Raw genomic sequence first — 19,591 nt, forward strand, 5'->3', positions numbered from 1 at the left:
CACCATGTAGGACGATATAGTCGAACTGTGAGACAGTATAGCGGGATCGGAGTCCTCGACAAAGCGATGACGGTGCTCCACGCCGTGGCCGAACAACCATGCGTCCTGTCCGATCTGTGTGAGCGGACGGGCCTGCCACGGGCGACCGCCCACCGACTGGCCGTGGGGCTGGAGATCCACCAGCTCCTCTCCCGGGACGACGCCGGTGTGTGGAGCCTGGGGCCCGGTCTGGCCAAGCTCGCAGCGCACGTGTCCGACTCGCTGGCCGAGGCCGCCTCGACCGTCCTGCCCCGACTGCGGGAGGTCACGGAGGAGAGCGTGCAGGTGTACCGCCGGGACGGCGACCACCGGATCTGTGTGGCCTCCGCGGAACCACCGACCGGCCTGCGCGACACGGTCCCCGTCGGCGCGATCCTGCCGATGACGCGGGGCTCGGGCGCCAAGGTACTGGCCGCGTGGGCCGACCCCGCCACCCAGCGCACGCTGCTCGCGGACGCCACCTATACGGAGCGCCAACTCGCGGAGGTCAGGCGGCGTGGCTGGGCACAGTCCGTGGCCGAGCGCGAGGCGGGCGTGGCATCGATCTCCGCCCCCATCCGGGATTCCTCCGGGTCCGTGATCGCCGCGATCTCCGTATCCGGCCCCATCGACCGTATCGGTCGGCGCCCCGGCGTGAAGTGGGCCACCGACCTGCTCGCCGCCGCCGACGCGATACACAAACGGCTCTGACCGGTACGAAACGTCGGCGCGCGAACCCGGCGCGTCAGGCGACGGCGACTAGGCGGATCGCCGCCCGCGGGTGAGTCGCTCGAGCGCCCACGGCAGGCTGGTCACGCTGGGTTGGCGCACGGCCGCCACCAGGTCGCCGTCGCGCGGATCCACCCGCACCACCTGCACGCCCGTCCGCCGGAGGTCACGGTAGGGAACGGGCTCGGGGCGGGAGTCCACGTCGAAGCCCAGCGCGCGGATCTCGGTGCCGAGTGGGGACTCCGCCGCGAGGGTGGCGACGGGGGTGTCGGGCCGGGCGCCTGTCCCGATGACGACGACGAGGGTGTCCACCCCGATACGACGCTGACCCCCGGCCCACTCCTCGAGCGCCCGCCCGGTCGAGGCGGCAGCGGGCGCGGGATCGCGGTCCACGGCACCGGCCACCAGGTCGAGGTGATCCCGCCACCCGGGTCGCCCCTGCGGGTCGACGATCACCGTGGCCAGGCGCTCGTACCCCCGGAGCTCGGACTCGGTGACGTCCGCCGTGGCCAGGACGAACGCGTCGACCCCGAACGGCAGCAGCGACCGCAGACTCGGCAGCCCGGGGCCGTCCCACTCCGGAGACGGCGGCGCCGGCCGCATCCGCCACGGCCGCGGGCCCGTCCCGTCGACCGCCCACGCGGCCGTGGGCTCGCGGTCGAGAGCCTGCAGGACGTCGAGGTCGGCCGAGGAGAGTGCGATGAGACGGCGCGGCGGGGCGTCCGGCGTGGGTGTACGGATCGGACTCGGAGGGGCCAGCGGGTCGCCCGACGTGGTGGCCGGGCTCGTCGTCGTCGACACCCCTCCGGCCCCGCACGCGGTGAGCCCGGCGAGCGACAACCCGCCACCGACGGCCAGGCGGAGGAGGTCGCGGCGAGAGGTCACGACGGAGATCCTGCCACGGCGACAAATGCGAGATGTCCCGGCTCGTCGACGTTGACGAACCGGGACATCTCTCGTGTACCCCCGATGGGATTCGAACCCACGCTACCGCCGTGAGAGGGCGGCGTCCTAGGCCGCTAGACGACGGGGGCTTGGCGCTCGACCACTATATCCGGAACGTGGACGGCGAACCAAATCGCCCCACCACCCCCATTCACCGGGTGCAAACATGCACTCGGTGCACTTAGTCGCTACGCTCGTGCCATGGATTCTCCCCCCGACCCCCACTCACTGCGCGACCGCAAGCGCAGAGCGACCATGGTCGCGATCGAGAACGCGGCCACCGCGCTGGTTCTGGAGAACGGGTACGACGCGGTGACGGTCGACCAGATCTGCGCGGCCGCCGAGGTCTCCAAGCGGACGTTCTTCAACTACGTCCCGTCCAAGGAGGCTGCCGTGATCGGCACGACCCCCGAGGACGTCCCGGAGTCCAGTCGGGCGGACTTCCTCGACCGGCCGGACCGGGACGTCCTCGACGCGTTGCTGCGCCTGTATCTCGCCGCCTTCGCGGCGACCCGCACCGCGGACAAGGACCAGACCGCGACACTGGCACAGCGCAGGCGCGCCATCTTCCGCGCCGAGCCCGAACTGGCGGCCGCGCGGATGACCGCCTCGTCGCGCTTCCAGCTGCGGCTGGCCGACCTGGTCACCACCCATCTCGACCGGCACCCGTCGCTCCGTCGCCTGGTCGGTGCCACCGTCGAGGCCGAGGCCCGGGCGTGTGTCGCCCTGGTCGCGGCGACGGCGAACCTGGGCCTGTCCGCCTGGCTCACCCGCGACTCGGCCACCTTCGACGACCTCGACGACGACTGCGCGACCGCGCTGCGGCAGCTCGCGCTGCTCGTCAGTGCACCCCACACCCCCGCACCCACCACCCCACATCCCGCCGGGAGCCCCGCATGAGCGAAATCGACGTCCGCACCACCTCCGCGGCGCGCGGGCCCGCGCCCGCGCCGGCACCGGGTCCGGCTCCGTCGTCGGCCCAGGTCACCCACAACGTGCCGCTGGTGTTCACCTCACTGTTGTTGGGGATGCTCATCGTCTCCCTGGGGCAGATGATCTTCGCCACCGCCCTGCCGACGATCGTCGCCGATCTCGGCGGCGTGGACCGGATGAGCTGGGTCATCACCGTGTACCTGCTCACCATGACGATCGGCCTGCCGGTCTACGGCAAACTCGGCGACCAGATCGGGCGCAAACCGCTCTTCGTCACGGCGATCCTCCTGTTCTCCGCGGGCTCGCTGCTGGGCGCGATGGCCTGGAACATCGACCTGCTCATCGTGGCGCGCGCCGTCCAGGGACTCGGCGGCGGCGGTCTCATGGTGTTGTCCCAGGCGATCGTCGCCGACGTCGTCCCCGCCCGGCAACGCGGCCGGTACATGGGCATCATGGGCGCGGTCTTCGGACTGTCCTCCGTCCTCGGCCCGCTCCTCGGCGGGTTCTTCACCGAGGGCCCCGGCTGGCGCTGGGCACTGTGGTTCAACCTCCCGGTCTGCCTGGTCGCCCTCGTCGTGGCCGTGGTCTGGCTGCGCCTGCCCAACCGCGGGGCCGGACGCCGCACGGACTGGCCCGGCACCATCCTCATGGCGACCGGCACCACCGCCCTCATCCTCATCTCCTCCTGGGGAGGCAACCGTTACGGCTGGACGGACCCGATGATCCTCGGCATGGGGGCGCTGTTCCTGGTGTGCGCGATCGCGTTCGTCGTGGTCGAACTGCGCTCCGCGCATCCGTTGATCCCCATGACGCTGTTCTCCGAGAGGAACTTCTCGCTGGCGACCTCCGCCGGGTTGCTGGTCGGCGTCGCGATGTTCGGCTGCATGGCGTACCTGCCCACCTACATCCAGATGGTCCACGGTCTCGGCCCCACCGCCGCCGGCCTCATGATGACCCCGATGATGGCCGGGATGATGGGCACCTCCATCATCGTGGGCAACATCGTCAGCCGTACCGGCCGCTACAAGTGGTACCCGGTGGCCGGCACCCTCATCATGGCGGTGGGCCTGTGGCTCATCGGCTCTCTGGAGGCCGGCGATTCGCTCGTCCACCTGGCCGTGGTGCAGTTCGTCTTCGGCTTCGGACTCGGACTGTGCATGCAGCTGCTGGTGCTGATCGTCCAGAACACCTTCCCGATCTCCATGGTCGGCACCGCCACCGCCTCGAACAACTTCTTCCGCCAGATCGGCGGCACCATGGGTTCCGCGATCGTGGGGTCGCTGTTCGTCAGCCGGCTCGCCGATCTCATGAGTGAGCGGATCCCCGCGGCCGCGGCCGAGTTGGGCCCGGAGGGCGCGGCACTGGCCGAGAGCTTCTCGAACGGATCGGGTGCCTCGAACTCCATGACACCGGAGATCCTTGCCGGGTTGCCGGGCCCCCTGCACGACGCGATCGTGGGCTCCTACAACGACGCGCTGGTGCCCATCTACCACGTCGTCGTACCGCTCATCCTGCTCGCCACCCTCTTGTTGCTGTTCGTTCGGGAGGACACCCTGAAGGAGACCGTGGACTGAGCCCGCTCCCCTGCGCGGCACGGCGCGGCTCACCGCCGTGCCGCGCAGGGGTGAGGAGTCCGACACCGAATCCGAACGCGCCGCAACCGCCCCGTCACGCGCCCTCACTAGCGTGCGGGGCGTGACCACACCTCGTCAGACCGTCCTGCGGTTCCTCGCCGCGCCCACCGATGTCGGCACGGGCACGCAGGTGCACACCGGACGCATCCTCGAATGGATCGACAAGGCCGCCTACGCCCTGGCGGCGGGATGGTCCGGCGGCTACTCCGTCACGGCCTACGTCGGGAACATCCGCTTCGCCCGGCCGGTCATCTCCGGCGAACTCATCGAGGTCTCGGCCCGCCTCGTCCACACGGGTTCCACGTCGATGCACATCCAGTGCGACGTCCGCGCGTGCAACCCCACCACGCTCGACTACCGACACTGCGCCGAGTGTCTGGTGGTCTTCATCGCCGTCCGCGACGGCGCGCCCACCCCTGTGCCCCCCTGGACGCCCGCGTCCCGACTGGAGATCCACGAGTCCGACGAAGCGGTCATGCGCATCGGACTGCGCAAGGACATCGAACTGGCGATGGCGGAGCAGACGTATTCCACGCAGGGCACCGCGCCCCGCTCGATCCTCCGCTTCCTCGCGTCGCCAGGCGACGTCAACTGGGGCGGCAACGTACACGGCGGGCGCATCATGTCGTGGATCGACGACGCCGCGAACCTGTGCGCCGCCCACTGGTCGGGTACCCGGTGCACCTCCGTGTACGCCGGGGGCGTGAGGTTCTATCACCCGGTACGGATCGGTGACGTGGTGGAGGTGGAGGCGCGACTGCTGCACACGGGCCACGAGACCATGCACGTCTCGGTACACGTCCGGTCCGGGGAGACCACCTCGCCGGAGCGGACGCTCACCACCCATTGCCTGACCGTGTGCGCCGCGCTGGGGTCGGACGGACGTCCCACCCCGGTCCCCCGGTGGTCCCCGGTCTCGGCCGAGGATCACGCGCTGGACGACCACGCCCGGCACCTCATCCGCCTGCGCGGGCGGGGTCGTGTCACCGGGCCGGTCCGGGCCCCGGTCTGAGGAGCGACGAGCGACCACGACGAGCGACCACGGGGCGCGGGACGCCGCGCCCCCGCATCACCCCGAGCCGCGTCCCTGCATCACGCCGACGAGAAAGGCGCCCGGAGCGATGTGCTCCGGGCGCCTTCCTGTTGTACCCCCGATGGGATTCGAACCCACGCTACCGCCGTGAGAGGGCGGCGTCCTAGGCCGCTAGACGACGGGGGCTAGGACACGGATCCGCGAGGGGATCCGCTGTAGCGAGCGCTGTGACGCGCTCAGCTGGCCTACCAGGACTCGAACCTAGAACGACGGTACCAGAAACCGCTGTGTTGCCAATTACACCATAGGCCACTGCATTCACTTCTCCGCCCCTCGCGGGGCGCCTCGAAGAGACTATCAAACTACCGAGGGTGAATAGCAAATCGCCTGGTCAATTCGGCTGTTTACCGGGTCGGGCCTAGTCCGCGACCGGCGCGGACCGCAGGCGGGACAGCGTCACCTCGCGACCGAGCAGCTCCAGCGACTCGAACAACGGCGGCGAGATATGCGATCCCGTGACAGCCACCCGCACGGGCCCGTAGGCCTTGCGCGGCTTGATGCCCAGGTTCTCCACCAGAGCGCCCGACAGTGCGGCCTCGATGGTCGGGGTCGTCCACTCCTCGACCGCCTCCAGCGCCGCGATCGCGGCGTCCACGACCTCACGGGCCTCCGCCTTGAGGTTCTTGGCAGCCGACTTCTCGTCGACCGTGAACGCGGACTCGTCCACGATGAGGAACCGGATGAGGTCCCACGCGTCCGACAAAACCACGATGCGGGTCTGGAGCAGGTCCGCGACCATCGCCCACCGCGGGCCGTCGAGTTCCTCGGGCAGCGTCAGCCCGTCCTCGGCCGGATGTGCGACGAGGTACTCGCGCAGGCGGCGGGCGAACTCGTCCACCGGAAGCTGCCTGATGTGCTCGGCGTTGATCGCGTCGGCCTTCTTCTGGTCGAAGCGGGCCGGGTTGGCGTTGACCTGGCGAACGTCGAACGCGTCGACCATCTCCCGGAGGGAGAACACGTCGCGGTCATCCGAGAGCCCCCATCCGAGGAGCGCCAGGTAGTTGAGCAACCCCTCCGGCAGCATCCCGCGGTCGCGGTGGAGGAACAGGTCCGACTCGGGGTCGCGCTTGGACAGCTTCTTGTTGCCGTCCCCCATCACGAAGGGCAGGTGCCCGAACGAGGGGACCGCCTCGGCCACCCCGATCCGCATCAGGGCGCGATAGAGGGCGATCTGCCTCGGGGTGGAACTGAGCAGGTCCTCGCCGCGGAGGACGTGGGTGATCTTCATCAGCGCGTCGTCGACCGGGTTCACCAACGTGTAAAGGGGGATCCCGTTGGCGCGCGTGAGCACGAAGTCCGGCACTGTACCCGCCTTGAACACGGTCTCCCCGCGGACCAGGTCGTCCCAGGACAGGTCCTCGTCCGGCATCCGCAGCCGGATCACCGCGCCGCGTCCCTCGTCACGGAAGGCCTGCTTCTGCTCCTCGGTGAGGTCGCGGTCGAACCCGTCGTATCCGAGCTTGGGGTCGCGCCCGGCGGCCCTGTGCCGGGCCTCGACCTCCTCAGGGGTGGAGAACGACTCGTACGCCTCCCCCGCCTCGACGAGCCTGCGCACGACGTCGAGATGCAGATCGCGACGCTCGGACTGGCGGTACGGCGCGTACGGGCCACCCACCTCGGGGCCCTCGTCCCAGTCCAGACCGAGCCACCGCAGCGCCTCGAGGATGGACTGGTAGGACTCTTCCGAATCCCGGGCGGCGTCGGTGTCCTCGATGCGGAAGACGAACGTGCCGCCCGTGTGCCGGGCGTGGGCCCAGTTGAACAGTGCCGTGCGGACGAGACCCACGTGGGGTGTTCCGGTGGGAGACGGACAGAAGCGGACGCGGACGTTCGAGGCGGTCATGGGGACCATCCTAGTGTCGGTCCCGGGTCGCACCCCCGGCGAGGACCGGCCTAGGATCGGCGGGTACCCGTGGCCGCCACCGTGTAGGCGGGATCCACGCTGGAGTCCGAACCGAGGGAGGCGTGCCGTGGCGTCTGGGCACCATCCCGACGTCGCACGCCCGGTGACCGCCCCGGACTTCCTCCTGTCCCGTCCGACCGGTTCGCTGCGCACCCAGGGTGCCCTGAACTCGTTCACGGATCCGGCGGACGCGGCCCTGGCCCTGCGCTCCGGGGCCAGCGGACTGGTGGTCGGCGCGATCGGGTTCGAGCCCGACGCGCCCGCGGCCCTGGTCGAACCCGACGTGGTGGTCCGCGTCGACGGGCCGCTGGAGCCCCCCGCCTACTTCCGCCGGATGCGCACCCGCGCCCACGTCGCCCGGGAGATCCCCACGGCGTCGGAGCACCGATCCCGGGTGTCCACCGCGATCGCCGGGGTGCGCTCCGGCGAGATCGACAAGGTGGTGCTGGCCAGGGCCGTCCGTCTCGCGTCCGATGAGCCCATCGACCCTCACGCCGTGTGTGCGGCTCTGATCGACTCCAGCCCCGCTGCGGACGGCTACCTGGTCGACCTCTCCCCCGCCGGTGGGGCCTACGCCGGCCGGGTCCTGGTGGGCTCGAGCCCGGAGTTGCTCGTCCGCCGTCGTGGCGACCTGGTGGAGTGTCACCCCCTGGCCGGCTCCGCACCACGGTCCGCCGACCCCGCCACCGACCAGGCCGCCGGGCGTGCCCTGCGCGCCTCCGGGAAGGACGCCTCCGAGCACGCGTTCGTCGTGGACTCGCTCGCACGGGCGCTCGGCCCGCTCTGCACTGATCTCGAGATCCCCGATCAGCCGACCCTGACCTCCACCCGCGAGATGTGGCACCTCGGCACCCGTATCCGGGGCCGTATCGCCGACCCCCGCACCACCTCGCTGGACCTCGCCCTCGCCGTTCACCCCACCCCCGCGGTGTGCGGGACCCCGACGGACGGGGCGCGCAGGGTGATCGCGGCAATCGAAGGGGATCGGGGGTTCTACGCCGGGGCCGTCGGCTGGTCCGACGCCGACGGCGACGGCGACTGGATGGTCACCATCCGGTGCGCCGAGATCGACGCGGACCGCTCGGGGGCGATCGCCTGGGCGGGCGGCGGCCTGGTCGCGGACTCCCAGCCGGACGACGAGGTGGCGGAGACCGGCGCCAAACTCCGCACCATCCTGCGGGCGTTCGGAGCCGACTAGCGAACCGGGGACCCCGGTCCGTGGGCCGGAGCCGGCCGGGCCGGGATCTACCTGTCGACGACGGGGTTCGTCAGGGAGCCGATGCCCTCGATCTCGACCTTCACGCGGTCTCCGGGCAGCATGGGGCCCACCCCGGCCGGGGTGCCCGTGAGGATCACGTCGCCGGGCAGGAGCGTCATGACCCGGCTCACGTACTCGACGATCTCGCCGACGGTGTGCATGAACTGGGACGTGTTGCCGTCCTGGCGCACCTCGGACGTGCCGTCGGAGTGGGTGAGAGTGACCCGGACGTCCAGTCCGTTGGGGTCCAGGTCGGTGACGATCCACGGCCCGAGTGGGCAGAACGTGTCGTAGCCCTTCCCACGCGTCCACTGTCCGTCCGATAGTTGCTGGTCCCTGGCGGTGACGTCGTTGGCGCAGGTGTATCCGAGGATGACCTCATGGGCGCGGGCGGCGGCGACATCCCGACACGGCTGCCCGATCACCACGGCCAGCTCGCCCTCGTGGTCGACACGCTCGGAGCTCGGCGGGTACGCGATGGCCGCCTCCGGGCCGATCACCGAGGTGTTGGGCTTGAGGAAGATCAGCGGCTCCGCCGGGGCCGCCGACCCCATCTCCTCGGCGTGGTCGGCATAGTTCTTGCCCACGCACACGACCTTCGACGCCAGGATCGGGGCGAGCAGACGCACGTCGGCCAGCGGCCAGTCCCGTCCGGTGAACTCGGGGGTACCGAAGGGGTGCTCGGAGATCTCGGCGCAGATCAGTGAGGACGGGTCGGAGATGTCTCCGCGGACCTCGACGAAGGCGAAACCCTGCGGGTGGGCGATACGGGCGAGACGCATACCCGCGATCCTAGGCGGTCCGTAGGTCGCGAAGCGTGCGCGCCCCGCGGTCCCGGAGTTCGGGGACCTGCGCGAGATACAGCTCCGCGCAGGCGAGGGCGTCCACCAACGGGTCGTGTGCCCGGTAACGGGGTAGGCCGTACCGCTCGCGGGCACCCCAGAGCCGCAGTCGCTCGGGAGACGGGTCCGCGGTGAACCCCATGTCGACGCCTCCGCCCAGGACGCGGCGGTGCAGTTCGAGGGTGTCGACGGACTCGAGCGGCGGGCGCACTCCGCACGTGCGCCGACACACTGCGCCGAGGAAGTCGACTTCTATCGGACTGTAGTGCGCGACCAGGATCCTCCCGGTGAGCGCGGTGAAGACCAGGTCCAGCACGTCGACGACGTCGGCCCCCGCCGCCACCCTGTCATCCGTGAGCCCGTGCACCGTGGCGCTCTGGCCCACCCCGTCGTCGTCGTCGCCCGGGCGGTGATCCGGGCGCACCACCATCGACCCCGCGCCGCCCAGGTCGATCCGGTCCCCGTCGATCGGGACGAACCCCACGGCCAGCACCCGGTCGTGGCGCGAATCGAGTCCCGTGGTCTCCACGTCCACCGCGAGCAGCGACAACTCCTCGAGCGGCGTGTCCGGATCCGGCGTGGGTGTCTCCAGAAATCGTCGCAGCGGTCCGTCGGGGGCCCGCCGCGCGGCCCGGCGACGACGACCCGCCGAGGTCAGCCGTTGCAGCACCATCACATCTGCCCCACCCGGTATCTTATCGCCAACGCGCTCTGCGCCCCGGCGATGATGCGGAACGCCGCCCTGAGCCGGTGGCGGTCTTTGGTCCCGAAGGTCGAGGGGTCCACGTTGTTGTCGAGGGCCGACCCCTCGCTGATCTGCCGTCCGTGGTGCCGGGAGGCCAGTCCACGCAGGAACCGGAACGCCTCGATGAGGTTCTCCGCATCCGACCGGGCGATCACCCCGGCCGTCGCCGCAGCGTCGAGCCGGTCGATGGTCGACACCTCGTCGAGGCCCGCGGACAGGGCGTACAACCGGGCGATCTGGACGACGGGCGCCACTCCCCCGGCCTTGAGGTCCAGGGTGTTGCGGTACTCCCCACGACGCGCGACGACCAGACCGCGCAGGAATCCGAGGGGAGGTTGCCAGTCGCACGCTATCCGGGCCAGGTGGGCCTGGAAACGGGGACTGCCCTGGGAACGCACCACCGTCTCCCTCCGGACCCGCTCCGCGAGCGCGGTCTCCCCGTGCACGGGGCGCAGGTCGAAGAAGACCTGGCTGTGCAGCACCGATTCGGCCTCCGGGGCTCCCACCCAGTCCCGAACCGTCTGCTCCCAGTCCGAACAGGTCCGCCGCCACCGGGGATTGGTCGCCATGACCTCACCCGGACACAGCGGGAAGCCGGCCCGGTCCAGCCCCGTGCAGACACGCTCCGCGAGTGCAGCGAAGTACGCGTCCGCGCCAGCTCCCGCAGCGGCCCGGTCGTCGAGGATCAGCGCGTTGTCCTGGTCACTGGCCACCCCGAGCTCACCGCGGGCCTGGGAGCCGAGTCCCACCCAGCAGTACGGCACCGGTGGCGGGCCGAGCTCGGACTCGGCGAGCGCGATCAACCGTCGGGTGGCCGCGTCGGCGGTGGCGGTGACGACACGGCCGATGTCCCGCGGCGTGGTCCCGCGGCGGACGAACTCGGCGACCAGCGGCAGCAACCGCGCGGACAACTCGGCCACCCCGTCGGCATCCTGGGCCCGGGAGATCCGCGCGGCCAGATACACGGGGTCCGCCTGGGCGAGGCGCAGCAGGTCCCCGCTCGTGACCATCCCCACCGGAACACCGTTCTCGCACACCGGCAGGTGGTGGACGCCCTTCTCGATCTGGAGCAGTGTCGCGTCGAACGCGCGGGTGCCCGCGTCCACCGAGACCGGGTCGGGGGTCATGATCGTCGACACGGGTTGCCCGGTGTCACCACCGACCGCGACCACCTTGGAACGCAGGTCACGGTCGGTGAAGATGCCCACCACGCGCCCGTCCCGCACCACGAGCAGCGCGGAGACGCGTTCCCGCGACATGATCTGCGCCGCTTCCAGGATCGTGGTCCCCGGGGCGGTGGTGACCGCGTCGCGGATCAGGAGATCCCCCACCGGGGTGCTCAGGGGGTCCCCGCCGGCCGCGGCGACGCGCGCCGAGGCCAGATCCTGCCGGATCCGGTCACTGCGCTCGCCGAAGAAATCCCGGATGCTCGGATACTCGGCCGCGAGCTCGTCGAAGACCGCCCGCGGCATCTCCAGCAACAGGGTGTCCGCGACCGCCTCCATGCGGTACCGCGACGTGCTGGGGCGGGTCAGCGTCGAGTAACCGAAGCAGTCACCCTCGTCGCGGGCGTCGAGCAGGGCACCATCCGGATCGCACACCTCGACGGCACCCGTGCGGATGATGTGCAGCGTGTCATTGGCGGCCCCCGCGTCGATGATGACCGTCCCCCGGCGGTGATAGCGCTGACCGAGCCTCGCCGGCAGGCGGTCGAGTACGTCCCCGGGCAGTTCGTCGAACGGGGCACAGCGCGCGAGGAAGTCCCTCACCTCGGCGAGTTCGACATCCATGCCACCACTGTGGACGCCGACGGCCCGCGGCGTGATCACTTCAGGTGATTCACACCCGCGGGCCGCGGGGCCGGACGTGGGGTCAGCCGGGCGGGGTCTGACCGCTGACGGCCGCGACGATCCGGTCGCCCACCTCGGAGGTGACGATCGGTGCGTCGCCGCGCGACCCGAGGTCGGCCTCGACGGCCGCCTCGACGCGGTCGGCCTCGCCCGTGTGCCCCAGGTGGCGCAACAGCAGTGCCACCGACAGGATGGCGGCGGTCGGGTCCGCCTTGCCCTGGCCGGCGATGTCCGGGGCCGAACCGTGGACGGGTTCGAACATGGACGGGTTGGTCCCCGAGGCGTCGATGTTGCCCGACGCCGCGGTGCCGATGCCGCCGGTGACCGCGGCCGCCAGGTCCGTGATGATGTCGCCGAAGAGGTTGTCGGTGACGATCACGTCGAACCGGGACGGGTCCGTGACCATGTAGATGGTGGCGGCGTCGATGTGGCAGTAGTCGACTTCGACACCGGGGAACTCCGGAGCCACCTCGTCGACGGTGCGCTGCCACAGCCCACCGGCGTTGACGAGGACGTTGGTCTTGTGGACCAGCGTGAGTTTGTTGCGCCGCGACTGCGCGCGGGCGAACGCGTCGCGGACCACCCGCTCGACGCCGTATCGGGTGTTGACCGAGGTCTCGGTACCGATCTCGTGCGGGGTGCCGACGCGGATCGCGCCACCGTTGCCGGTGTAGAGGCCCTCGGTGCCCTCGCGGACCACGACGAAGTCGATCTCGCCCGGGTTCTTCAGTGGCGTGGCCGACCCCGGGAAGAGCCGGGAGGGCCTCAGGTTGACGTGGTGGTCTAGTGCGAACCGGAGCGGCAGCAGCATGCCTCGCTCGAGCACACCGGCCGGCACCGACCGGGGGTCACCGATGGCACCCAGCAGGATCGCGTCGTGCGTCCTGAGGCTGTCGATGTCGGCATCGGTGAGGGTCTCACCGTTGCGCAGGTAGCGCCGCGCGCCGAGGTCGTACTCGGTCGTGGAGACGCCGGGCACCAGGGCGTCGAGCACCCGGAGCGCCTCGGCCGTGACCTCGACGCCGATGCCGTCGCCGGGGATGACTGCGAGCTTCATTGCTGTGTGGGTTCCTTCTGCTCAGTCCAGGTTGATCTGGGTGGCGGTGGCCCCGAGCTCGGAGACGATCCGATCGACGGTCGGCTCGGCGACCGCGCGGTCGACCCGGAGGATCAGGGACGCTCCCTCGCCGGAGGCGTCCTGGCTCAGCGCGGCGGCCTGGATGTCGATGTTCTCGCCGCCGAGAATGGAACCCACCTTGCCGAGGACGCCCGGCCGGTCGGAGTAGTGGACGAACAGGTTCTGACCCTCGGCGCGCAGGTCGAAACCGCGCTCGTTGATCCGCACGATCTTCTGGACCTTCTCGAGGCCGGAGAGCGTTCCGGTCACCCTGCCGGTGGCGCCGTCGGCGGCCACGGCCGTGACGGTGACGGTGCTGCGGTAGGACTTGGACTCACTGCGGGTCTCGACCGAGTGGGTGACGCCCCGCTGCTCGGCCATCTGTCCGACGTTGACGAACGTGGCCGGCTCGTCGGTGATGGCGGAGAACAGGCCGCGCAGGGCGGCGAGGCCCAGGACGTCGACCTGCTCGGCGGCGAGCTCTCCCGCGACCTCGACGTTGACCGTCGTGGGCACGCCCGGGCAGAGGTGACCGGCGATGAGCCCGACCTTGCGGACCAGGTCGAGCCAGGGCGCGACCTCGTCTCCGACGGGGCCGCCGGAGACGTTGACCGCGTCCGGGACGAACTCGCCGCGCAGGGCCAGCAGGACGCTACGGGCGACGTCGGTGCCGGCGCGGTCCTGGGCCTCGCTGGTGGAGGCGCCGAGGTGCGGCGTGACGACGGTGTTCTCGAGCTCGAACAGCGGCGAGTCGGTGCAGGGCTCGGTGTCGAACACGTCGAGCGCGGCGGAACGGACCTTGCCGGACTTCAGCGCGTCGACGAGGGCGTCCTCGACGATCAGGCCGCCACGGGCGGCGTTGACGATCACGACGCCGTCCTTGGCCCGGGCCAGCCGCTCGGCGTCGAACAGACCGGCGGTCTCCTTGGTCTTGGGCAGGTGCATCGTGATGATGTCGGCGCGGGAGACCAACTCGTCGATGTCGACGAGCTCGATGCCCAGCTGCGCCGCGCGAGCCGCGGGCAGGTAGGGGTCGTAGGCGATGAGGTTGGTCTCGAACGCGGCCAGTCGCTGCGCCACGAGCTGACCGATGCGGCCCAGCCCCACGACGCCGACGGTCTTGCCGAGCAGCTCGACGCCGTTGAAGGAGCTGCGCTTCCAGGTGTGCTCGCGCAGGGTCGCGTCCGCGGCCGGGATCTGGCGGCAGGCGGCCATGAGCAGTGCGACGGCGTGCTCGGCCGCCGAGTGGATGTTGGAGGTGGGCGCGTTGACCACCATGACGCCCCGCTCGGTGGCGGCGGGAATCTCGACGTTGTCAAGTCCGACGCCGGCGCGACCGATGATCTTGAGGTTCGGCGCGGCGGCGAGCACCTCGGCGTCGACGGTGGTGGCGGAGCGCACGAGGAGCGCGTCGGCGTCGGCGACCGCCTCGAGGAGCTTCGGACGATCCGGGCCGTCGACCCAGCGGACCTCCACGGCGTCGCCGAGCGCGTCGACGGTCGACTGGGCGAGCTTGTCGGCGATGAGGACGACGGGCCGTCCGGATGCTGTCACAGTGGGATCTCCTCGGTGTCAATTCGGGCACGACCAGTCTAGGGCACCGGAAAGCGGCGGCGACCAGTGGCCGGTACGCCCCCGGACGCCTACCGTGGCGGGGGTCCGCCCGGACGTGACCACCGACACGCGATGAACGGAGCACCGATGCCCCGCACCCCCCGGTCGGCCCCGCCGCCGGCACGTTTCCCCGACCCCTGGTTGCCCGTGCTCGCCCCGGCGCGCGGCCCGACGGCGGTGGCGACGTATCTGCGGGCCCACCTGTACGGCGCCGCGGTGGGACGCAGCGTCCTGGACCGCTGCATCAGTGCCGTCGACCCGGCGGACCGCGTGCGGTTGGTCCCGCTGCGTGAGGAGTTCGAGCAGGAGATCGCCAGTGCCTCCCGGCTCCTCAGGGTGCTCTCACCGGTCGGCACCCCGGGCCGTCGGCTGGTGCGTGTGTCGTCCGCGATCACCCTGTCCGCGCTCCCGGTGGGCCCGCTGCTGCGCGACCCACTCGCACGACTCGCCGTCCTGGAGGCACTGCGCACGCTGGTGGTGGCCAAGCGCTCGATGTGGGAGCTGCTCGCCGCCTCCTGGGTCGCGGACGGGCCGGCCTCGGCAGGCGGGGGGCCTGTGGGAGAGCGCGACGACGACGACGAGCTCGGCGGTCCGGGCACCGGCCGGCTCCTGCTGGGCCTGGCGGAACAGGCGCGGGCGCAGGAGGAGTTGCTGGAGCAGCTGCGCCGTACCTACGGTCTGGCGGTGTTCGAGTGAGCGCTGTGGGACGCGTTCGTGCCGACGTCGTCGTGGTGGGCTCCGGCCCCAACGGGCTGGCCGCGGCGTTGCTGTGTGCGAGGGCCGGGCGCAGGGTGGTCGTCCTGGAGGCGCAGGACACGATCGGCGGTGGGTGCCGGACCCTGCCGATGGGCGATGTCGCGTCCGGGATCCCCGGCGACCTCGCGGACGGATTGATGGTCGACCCGTGTTCGGCCGTGCATCCCATGGCGGGGGCCTCGCCGTTCTTCCGAGAATTCGACCTGTCCGCCCACGGGGTCGAGATGGTCACGCCCCCGGTGCAGTTGGCCCACGCGTTGCCGGGCAGGGACGCGATCGTCGTGCCGGCGGCCCCCTCCCCCGACACCCTCTCCGAGGGGTTGGGGTCACGCGCCGAGGCCGACCGGTGGTTCAGCCTGATCGGCCCTCTGGGCCGTCGGGCGGAGGACGTGGTCGCCACGGCTCTGTCCGATCAGCGGTCGGTCCCGCCCGTGGCCGCGACCGCGGCGCTCGGCGCGGCGTTCCTGCGGGCCCATCCCCGTGGCGCACTCGGCGACGCCCTGGGACCGGATGGGCGGACACTGTTGTCCGGTATCTCGTCCCACGCGATCACGCCGCTGTCCTCCCCGGCCGCGACGGGCGTCGGCCTCGTCCTGGGCTCGTTGCTCCACTCCCCTCTCGGCTGGACCCTGCCGGTGGGTGGCAGCGGCGCGATCACCGCCGCGCTGGAGGAGGCGATCCGGGACGCCGGCGGCGAGCTCCGGACCGGGGTCGGTGTGGACTCGTTGGCACGGATCGACGCCCGGGACGTCGTGTTCAACACCTCCTCGCGGATCCTCGGCGAGATCCTCATGGCGTCCTCGCCCTCTCCGTCCGTGGCCCGCCGTGCGCGCCGGCTCCAGGAGGCCCCGGTCGGCGGTGCGGCGGCCAAGGTGGACCTCGTGCTGTCCGGCCCGGTGCCGTGGCGTGACGGCCGGCTCGCCGACGCCGGGACCGTCCACCTGGGAGGGGACTCCCACGCGATCGCGGCCGCCGAGCGCGAGGTCGCCGCCGGCAGGCACGCCGACCGGCCCATGATCCTCGTCTCCCAGCCGTGGGTGACCGACCCTGGACGTGTCGCCCCGGACGGTCGGCGCCCGCTGTGGACCTACGCCCACGTGCCGGCGTTCTCCGACCGTGACCAGACCGAGCAGGTGCTCTCCGCGCTGGAGGAGGTCGCGCCGGGGGTGCGGGACGTGGTCGTCGCCGCCCACTGCACGCCCGCGGACCGGATGGCCGAACACAACGCCAACAACGCCGGTGGGGACATCGCGGCGGGGCGGGTGGACCTGCGGGGCCTCATCGCGCGCCCGGTTCCGCGGGCCGACCCGTTCGCGACCGGGGTGCCCGGGGTCTGGCACGCCTCCGGCTCGACCCCGCCCGGCCCGGGCGTGCACGGCACGGCCGGGCAGCACGTGGCCCGGAGGATCCTCGGCCGATTACCGGCTCACTGGTAGGACACGAACCAGGGCCGGGGGCGCACCGCCATCGTCTGCTCGGGCGTGAACGTCGGGGTGTCCTCGTCGTAGAAGTTCTTCCACGCCATCCAGATGTCGGGCGACAGGCCCTGACGCAGGACGTCCCACGTCTCCATCTTCAGGTCCGGCGTGCCGTGGCCGTCGGCGTGCAGGGCGATCGCCACCTCGGGCCGGGAGGTGTCGATCCGCTCCCGGTCGTCGATCATCGCCATGCTGAACTGGTGGAGGATGAGCAGCTTCTGCGGTCCCCCGCTGTCGCGGGTGAGATCGGCCAGCCAGGTGGTGACCTGGTTGATCTCCTCGGCGTCAACCGACCCGATCTGCGCACCCGGCTGTTGACCGGGGTCGAGTTTCCACTCTGGATCGAGCGCGAGGCCCACCCCGGGGCGCTTGAGCAACTCCTCGAAGATCTTGGCCTGGTCGAGCATGTCGGCCATCCCCGGCTGCAGGTCGATCACGGCGTACCCGCCGGCGTCGGTGATGGCGTCGACAAGGGGGAGGAAGACCTCGGGGTCCCATTCGTTGGTGAAGTTGCCGTCCGCGCCCGGGCCCCCGGCCGCGACGGTGCCGATGATCTCGAACGCCGGGACCACCGGCTCCGGGGAGTACGGCTGGTACTCCTCGACCAGGCGCTGCACCCGCGCCACGCTCTCCTCCGGCCCCTGCTCGCCGAGGATGCCCAACACGGGGGTGATGGGTGAGCCGTACGCCGCCACGAACCGGCGGCCGGGGAACAGCAGTTGTCCCCCGCCCGGCAGTTCGGGAACCGTCCGAGCCTTCTCGACCCGGTCCTCGAGCTCGTCCTCGGTGCCCCATCCGGGCCCCAGTGCGTAGACCGCCTCGGCGTCCCGCACCGCCTCCACGGACCCGCCGTCCACCCGCGGGTCCGGGGCGCGCAGATGCGACACCGCCGCGCCCACGGCCACGGCGGTGGCGATCGCCGCGACCGGGGTCTCGTCGTGCACGAGCACGCTGGGCGCGCCGTCTCCGTCCCACGCGGGCTCGCCGCGCTCGAACGGCTCGGCCGCCTCACCCGCGCCGTCGGCCGGGGTGAACTCCCCCGCCGTCATCAGCGACGGCGTACCCGGCGACTGGTGGACGGTGACGTCGTCGATCCGGCCCTGCGGGACCTCGACCTCGGAGTCGAAGGAGATCCCGGTCAGCTCCTCGAGCTCCGGCCGGCCTCCCGGGGTGTCGACGACCTCGCCGTCGTCGGGTGTGAAGGCCACCTGCCCGACCCTCAGCACCCGCTCGGCGCCCAGCCGCTGCACCTCGTCGGCCAGCGCCTCGTCCCCACCCGGCACCGCCGTGAGCATCGGTGCGCGCAGGCCCACCGCGACGGAGGCGGCACGCGCCTGGGCGGCGTCGTCCGGCGCCGCCACCACGACCACCGGCGCCGATTCCACCAGCAACCGTGTGGTCTCCACGCCGGATCCGTCGGCGTCCGCGGCGACCCGTGTGCCCTCCACCGGGGTGACCTCGGCCCCCGAGCCGTCGCCACCCGAGTCCCCCGTACACGCCACCGTCGTTCCCACCAGGGAAATGGCGAGGACCGCCGCACCCACTCCTCGGTTGAAGTGGCGCACGGCGGTCCTCCTGCTGGACGTGGGGAATCGATCCCGCAGGACCCTACAGGGGTCTCACCGGGACCGGGCCCGCAACACTCAGGCGGTCTCCGTGATCGGCCGGTCGACCCAGCTCATGAGGTCGCGCAGCTTCTGGCCGGTGACCTCGATCGGGTGCTCGGCGTTCTCCTTGCGGAGGCCCTCGAGCTCCTTGTTGCCACCCTCGACGTTGGCCACGAGACGCTTGGTGAATTCGCCGCTCTGGATGTCGGCGAGGATCTCCTTCATGCGCTCCTTGGTGCCGGCGTCGATGACGCGCGGGCCGGAGAGGTAGCCGCCGAACTCCGCGGTGTCGGACACCGAGTAGTTCATGCGGGCGATGCCGCCCTCGTACATGAGGTCCACGATGAGCTTGAGCTCGTGGAGCACCTCGAAGTAGGCGAGCTCGGGCTCGTAGCCGGCCTCGACCATGACCTCGAAGCCCGTCTTGACGAGCTCCTCGGTGCCGCCGCAGAGCACGGCCTGCTCACCGAACAGGTCGGTCTCGGTCTCGTCCTTGAAGGTGGTCTTGATGACGCCCGCGCGGGTGCCACCGATCGCCTTGGCGTAGGACAGCGCGAGCGCCTCGCCCTCGCCCTTGGGGTCCTGCTCGACGGCGATGAGCGCCGGGACGCCCTTGCCGTCGACGAACTGACGACGCACCAGGTGGCCGGGGCCCTTGGGCGCGACCATCGCGATGGTGATGTTGTCCGCCGGCTTGATGAGGCCGAAGTGGATGTTGAGGCCGTGGCCGAAGAACAGCGCGTCGCCGTCGTTCAGGTTGGGCTCGATGTCCTCGGTGAAGATCTGGGCCTGCGAGGTGTCGGGGGCGAGCAGCATGACCACGTCGGCCCACTTGGTGGCCTCGGCTGCGGTCATGACCTTGAGGCCGGCCTCCTCGGCCTTCGCGCGGGACTTGGAGCCCTCACGCAGGCCGATCGCGACCTCGACACCGGAGTCGCGCAGGCTCAGCGAGTGCGCGTGCCCCTGCGAGCCGTATCCGATGACGGCGACCTTGCGGCCCTGGATCAGCGACAGATCCGCCGAGTCGTCGTAGAACATCTCCACTGCCATGGTGGATTCCCTTCGTGTT

General features: G+C 71.2%; 16 protein-coding genes and 3 tRNA genes. 7 read left to right on the forward strand and 12 right to left on the reverse strand.

The window, feature by feature from the left end:
• The first annotated feature begins 27 nt into the window (after positions 1-27).
• Entirely contained in the window at positions 28-729 is a 702-nt protein-coding gene (locus L8M95_RS02455) for an IclR family transcriptional regulator (protein WP_260487758.1), read from the forward strand.
• Positions 730-777: 48 nt separating this feature from the next.
• On the opposite strand, the gene L8M95_RS02460 is transcribed toward L8M95_RS02455, so the two are convergent.
• Together L8M95_RS02460 and L8M95_RS02465 are read right to left on the reverse strand one after the other, a co-directional pair.
• Positions 778-1,632 carry an ABC transporter substrate-binding protein gene (locus L8M95_RS02460; protein WP_260487759.1) on the reverse strand — a complete coding sequence of 285 codons (855 nt, stop codon included), beginning with the start codon at positions 1,630-1,632 and terminating at the stop codon, positions 778-780.
• Positions 1,633-1,708: 76 nt separating this feature from the next.
• Positions 1,709-1,781 (reverse strand) — tRNA-Glu (locus L8M95_RS02465).
• Between the two features lie 112 nt (positions 1,782-1,893).
• On the opposite strand from L8M95_RS02465, the gene L8M95_RS02470 reads away from it, so the two are divergent.
• The 3 genes from L8M95_RS02470 (at position 1,894) to L8M95_RS02480 (ending at position 5,271) form a co-directional block, all read left to right on the forward strand.
• The gene (locus L8M95_RS02470) at positions 1,894-2,592 is read left to right on the forward strand and encodes a TetR/AcrR family transcriptional regulator (protein WP_260487760.1); all 699 of its coding nucleotides are present in this window, start codon (positions 1,894-1,896) and stop codon (positions 2,590-2,592) included.
• Positions 2,589-4,199 (forward strand): MDR family MFS transporter, encoded by a 1,611-nt coding sequence (locus L8M95_RS02475; RefSeq protein ID WP_260487761.1) that lies wholly within the window; start codon positions 2,589-2,591, stop codon positions 4,197-4,199. The genes L8M95_RS02470 and L8M95_RS02475 overlap by 4 nt, the downstream gene beginning before the upstream one ends.
• Positions 4,200-4,320: 121 nt before the next feature.
• Complete coding sequence (locus tag L8M95_RS02480; RefSeq protein WP_260487762.1) at positions 4,321-5,271, forward strand: acyl-CoA thioesterase; 951 nt, start codon at positions 4,321-4,323, stop codon at positions 5,269-5,271.
• A gap of 134 nt (positions 5,272-5,405) precedes the next feature.
• Here L8M95_RS02480 and L8M95_RS02485 read toward each other — a convergent pair.
• The 3 genes from L8M95_RS02485 to gltX form a co-directional block, all read right to left on the reverse strand.
• Positions 5,406-5,478 (reverse strand) — tRNA-Glu (locus L8M95_RS02485).
• Positions 5,479-5,532: 54 nt separating this feature from the next.
• Positions 5,533-5,604 (reverse strand) — tRNA-Gln (locus L8M95_RS02490).
• Positions 5,605-5,710: 106 nt separating this feature from the next.
• Positions 5,711-7,195 carry a glutamate--tRNA ligase gene (gene gltX, locus L8M95_RS02495; protein ID WP_260487763.1) on the reverse strand — a complete coding sequence of 495 codons (1,485 nt, stop codon included), beginning with the start codon at positions 7,193-7,195 and terminating at the stop codon, positions 5,711-5,713.
• Positions 7,196-7,322: 127 nt separating this feature from the next.
• On the opposite strand from gltX, the gene L8M95_RS02500 reads away from it, so the two are divergent.
• Positions 7,323-8,453: an isochorismate synthase MenF gene (locus L8M95_RS02500; RefSeq protein ID WP_260487764.1), complete on the forward strand. Its 1,131-nt coding sequence runs from the start codon at positions 7,323-7,325 to the stop codon at positions 8,451-8,453.
• Between the two features lie 47 nt (positions 8,454-8,500).
• On the opposite strand, the gene L8M95_RS02505 is transcribed toward L8M95_RS02500, so the two are convergent.
• The 5 genes from L8M95_RS02505 to serA form a co-directional block, all read right to left on the reverse strand.
• Positions 8,501-9,295 carry a fumarylacetoacetate hydrolase family protein gene (locus L8M95_RS02505; RefSeq protein WP_260487765.1) on the reverse strand — a complete coding sequence of 265 codons (795 nt, stop codon included), beginning with the start codon at positions 9,293-9,295 and terminating at the stop codon, positions 8,501-8,503.
• A gap of 10 nt (positions 9,296-9,305) precedes the next feature.
• Positions 9,306-10,028: an exonuclease domain-containing protein gene (locus L8M95_RS02510; protein ID WP_260487766.1), complete on the reverse strand. Its 723-nt coding sequence runs from the start codon at positions 10,026-10,028 to the stop codon at positions 9,306-9,308.
• On the reverse strand, positions 10,028-11,890 hold the full coding sequence (locus tag L8M95_RS02515; RefSeq protein ID WP_260487767.1) for a DUF294 nucleotidyltransferase-like domain-containing protein: 1,863 nt from the start codon (positions 11,888-11,890) through the stop codon (positions 10,028-10,030). Before L8M95_RS02515 ends, L8M95_RS02510 begins: the two co-directional genes overlap by 1 nt.
• 82 nt (positions 11,891-11,972) lie before the next feature.
• Positions 11,973-13,007 (reverse strand): 3-isopropylmalate dehydrogenase, encoded by a 1,035-nt coding sequence (locus L8M95_RS02520; RefSeq protein ID WP_260487768.1) that lies wholly within the window; start codon positions 13,005-13,007, stop codon positions 11,973-11,975.
• 21 nt (positions 13,008-13,028) lie between these two features.
• Positions 13,029-14,621, reverse strand: coding sequence for a phosphoglycerate dehydrogenase (serA, locus tag L8M95_RS02525; RefSeq protein WP_260487769.1), 1,593 nt, complete (start codon positions 14,619-14,621; stop codon positions 13,029-13,031).
• A gap of 147 nt (positions 14,622-14,768) precedes the next feature.
• On the opposite strand from serA, the gene L8M95_RS02530 reads away from it, so the two are divergent.
• Positions 14,769-15,377 (forward strand): hypothetical protein, encoded by a 609-nt coding sequence (locus tag L8M95_RS02530; protein WP_260487770.1) that lies wholly within the window; start codon positions 14,769-14,771, stop codon positions 15,375-15,377.
• Between the two features lie 5 nt (positions 15,378-15,382).
• Positions 15,383-16,873 carry an NAD(P)/FAD-dependent oxidoreductase gene (locus L8M95_RS02535; protein ID WP_260487771.1) on the forward strand — a complete coding sequence of 497 codons (1,491 nt, stop codon included), beginning with the start codon at positions 15,383-15,385 and terminating at the stop codon, positions 16,871-16,873.
• Here the strand turns inward: L8M95_RS02535 and L8M95_RS02540 are convergent.
• Together L8M95_RS02540 and ilvC are read right to left on the reverse strand one after the other, a co-directional pair.
• Positions 16,864-18,480, reverse strand: coding sequence for a hypothetical protein (locus L8M95_RS02540; RefSeq protein ID WP_260487772.1), 1,617 nt, complete (start codon positions 18,478-18,480; stop codon positions 16,864-16,866). The two genes, L8M95_RS02535 and L8M95_RS02540, sit on opposite strands and share 10 nt — an antisense overlap.
• 78 nt (positions 18,481-18,558) lie before the next feature.
• Positions 18,559-19,572: a ketol-acid reductoisomerase gene (ilvC, locus tag L8M95_RS02545; RefSeq protein ID WP_260487773.1), complete on the reverse strand. Its 1,014-nt coding sequence runs from the start codon at positions 19,570-19,572 to the stop codon at positions 18,559-18,561.
• Between the last annotated feature and the right edge of the window lie 19 nt (positions 19,573-19,591).

The sequence above is a fragment of the Dietzia sp. B32 genome, assembly GCF_024732245.1.
GTDB lineage: Bacteria > Actinomycetota > Actinomycetes > Mycobacteriales > Mycobacteriaceae > Dietzia.

Bases quoted from the DNA above. Each gene is read 5' to 3' on its own strand.
- gltX (WP_260487763.1), bottom strand. From the start codon at position 7,195: ATGACCGCCTCGAACGTCCGCGTCCGCTTCTGTCCGTCTCCCACCGGA.
- L8M95_RS02475 (WP_260487761.1), top strand. From the start codon at position 2,589: ATGAGCGAAATCGACGTCCGCACCACCTCCGCGGCGCGCGGGCCCGCG.
- L8M95_RS02510 (WP_260487766.1), bottom strand. From the start codon at position 10,028: ATGGTGCTGCAACGGCTGACCTCGGCGGGTCGTCGTCGCCGGGCCGCG.
- L8M95_RS02470 (WP_260487760.1), top strand. From the start codon at position 1,894: ATGGATTCTCCCCCCGACCCCCACTCACTGCGCGACCGCAAGCGCAGA.
- L8M95_RS02505 (WP_260487765.1), bottom strand. From the start codon at position 9,295: ATGCGTCTCGCCCGTATCGCCCACCCGCAGGGTTTCGCCTTCGTCGAG.
- ilvC (WP_260487773.1), bottom strand. From the start codon at position 19,572: ATGGCAGTGGAGATGTTCTACGACGACTCGGCGGATCTGTCGCTGATC.
- L8M95_RS02530 (WP_260487770.1), top strand. From the start codon at position 14,769: ATGCCCCGCACCCCCCGGTCGGCCCCGCCGCCGGCACGTTTCCCCGAC.
- L8M95_RS02515 (WP_260487767.1), bottom strand. From the start codon at position 11,890: ATGGATGTCGAACTCGCCGAGGTGAGGGACTTCCTCGCGCGCTGTGCC.
- L8M95_RS02520 (WP_260487768.1), bottom strand. From the start codon at position 13,007: ATGAAGCTCGCAGTCATCCCCGGCGACGGCATCGGCGTCGAGGTCACG.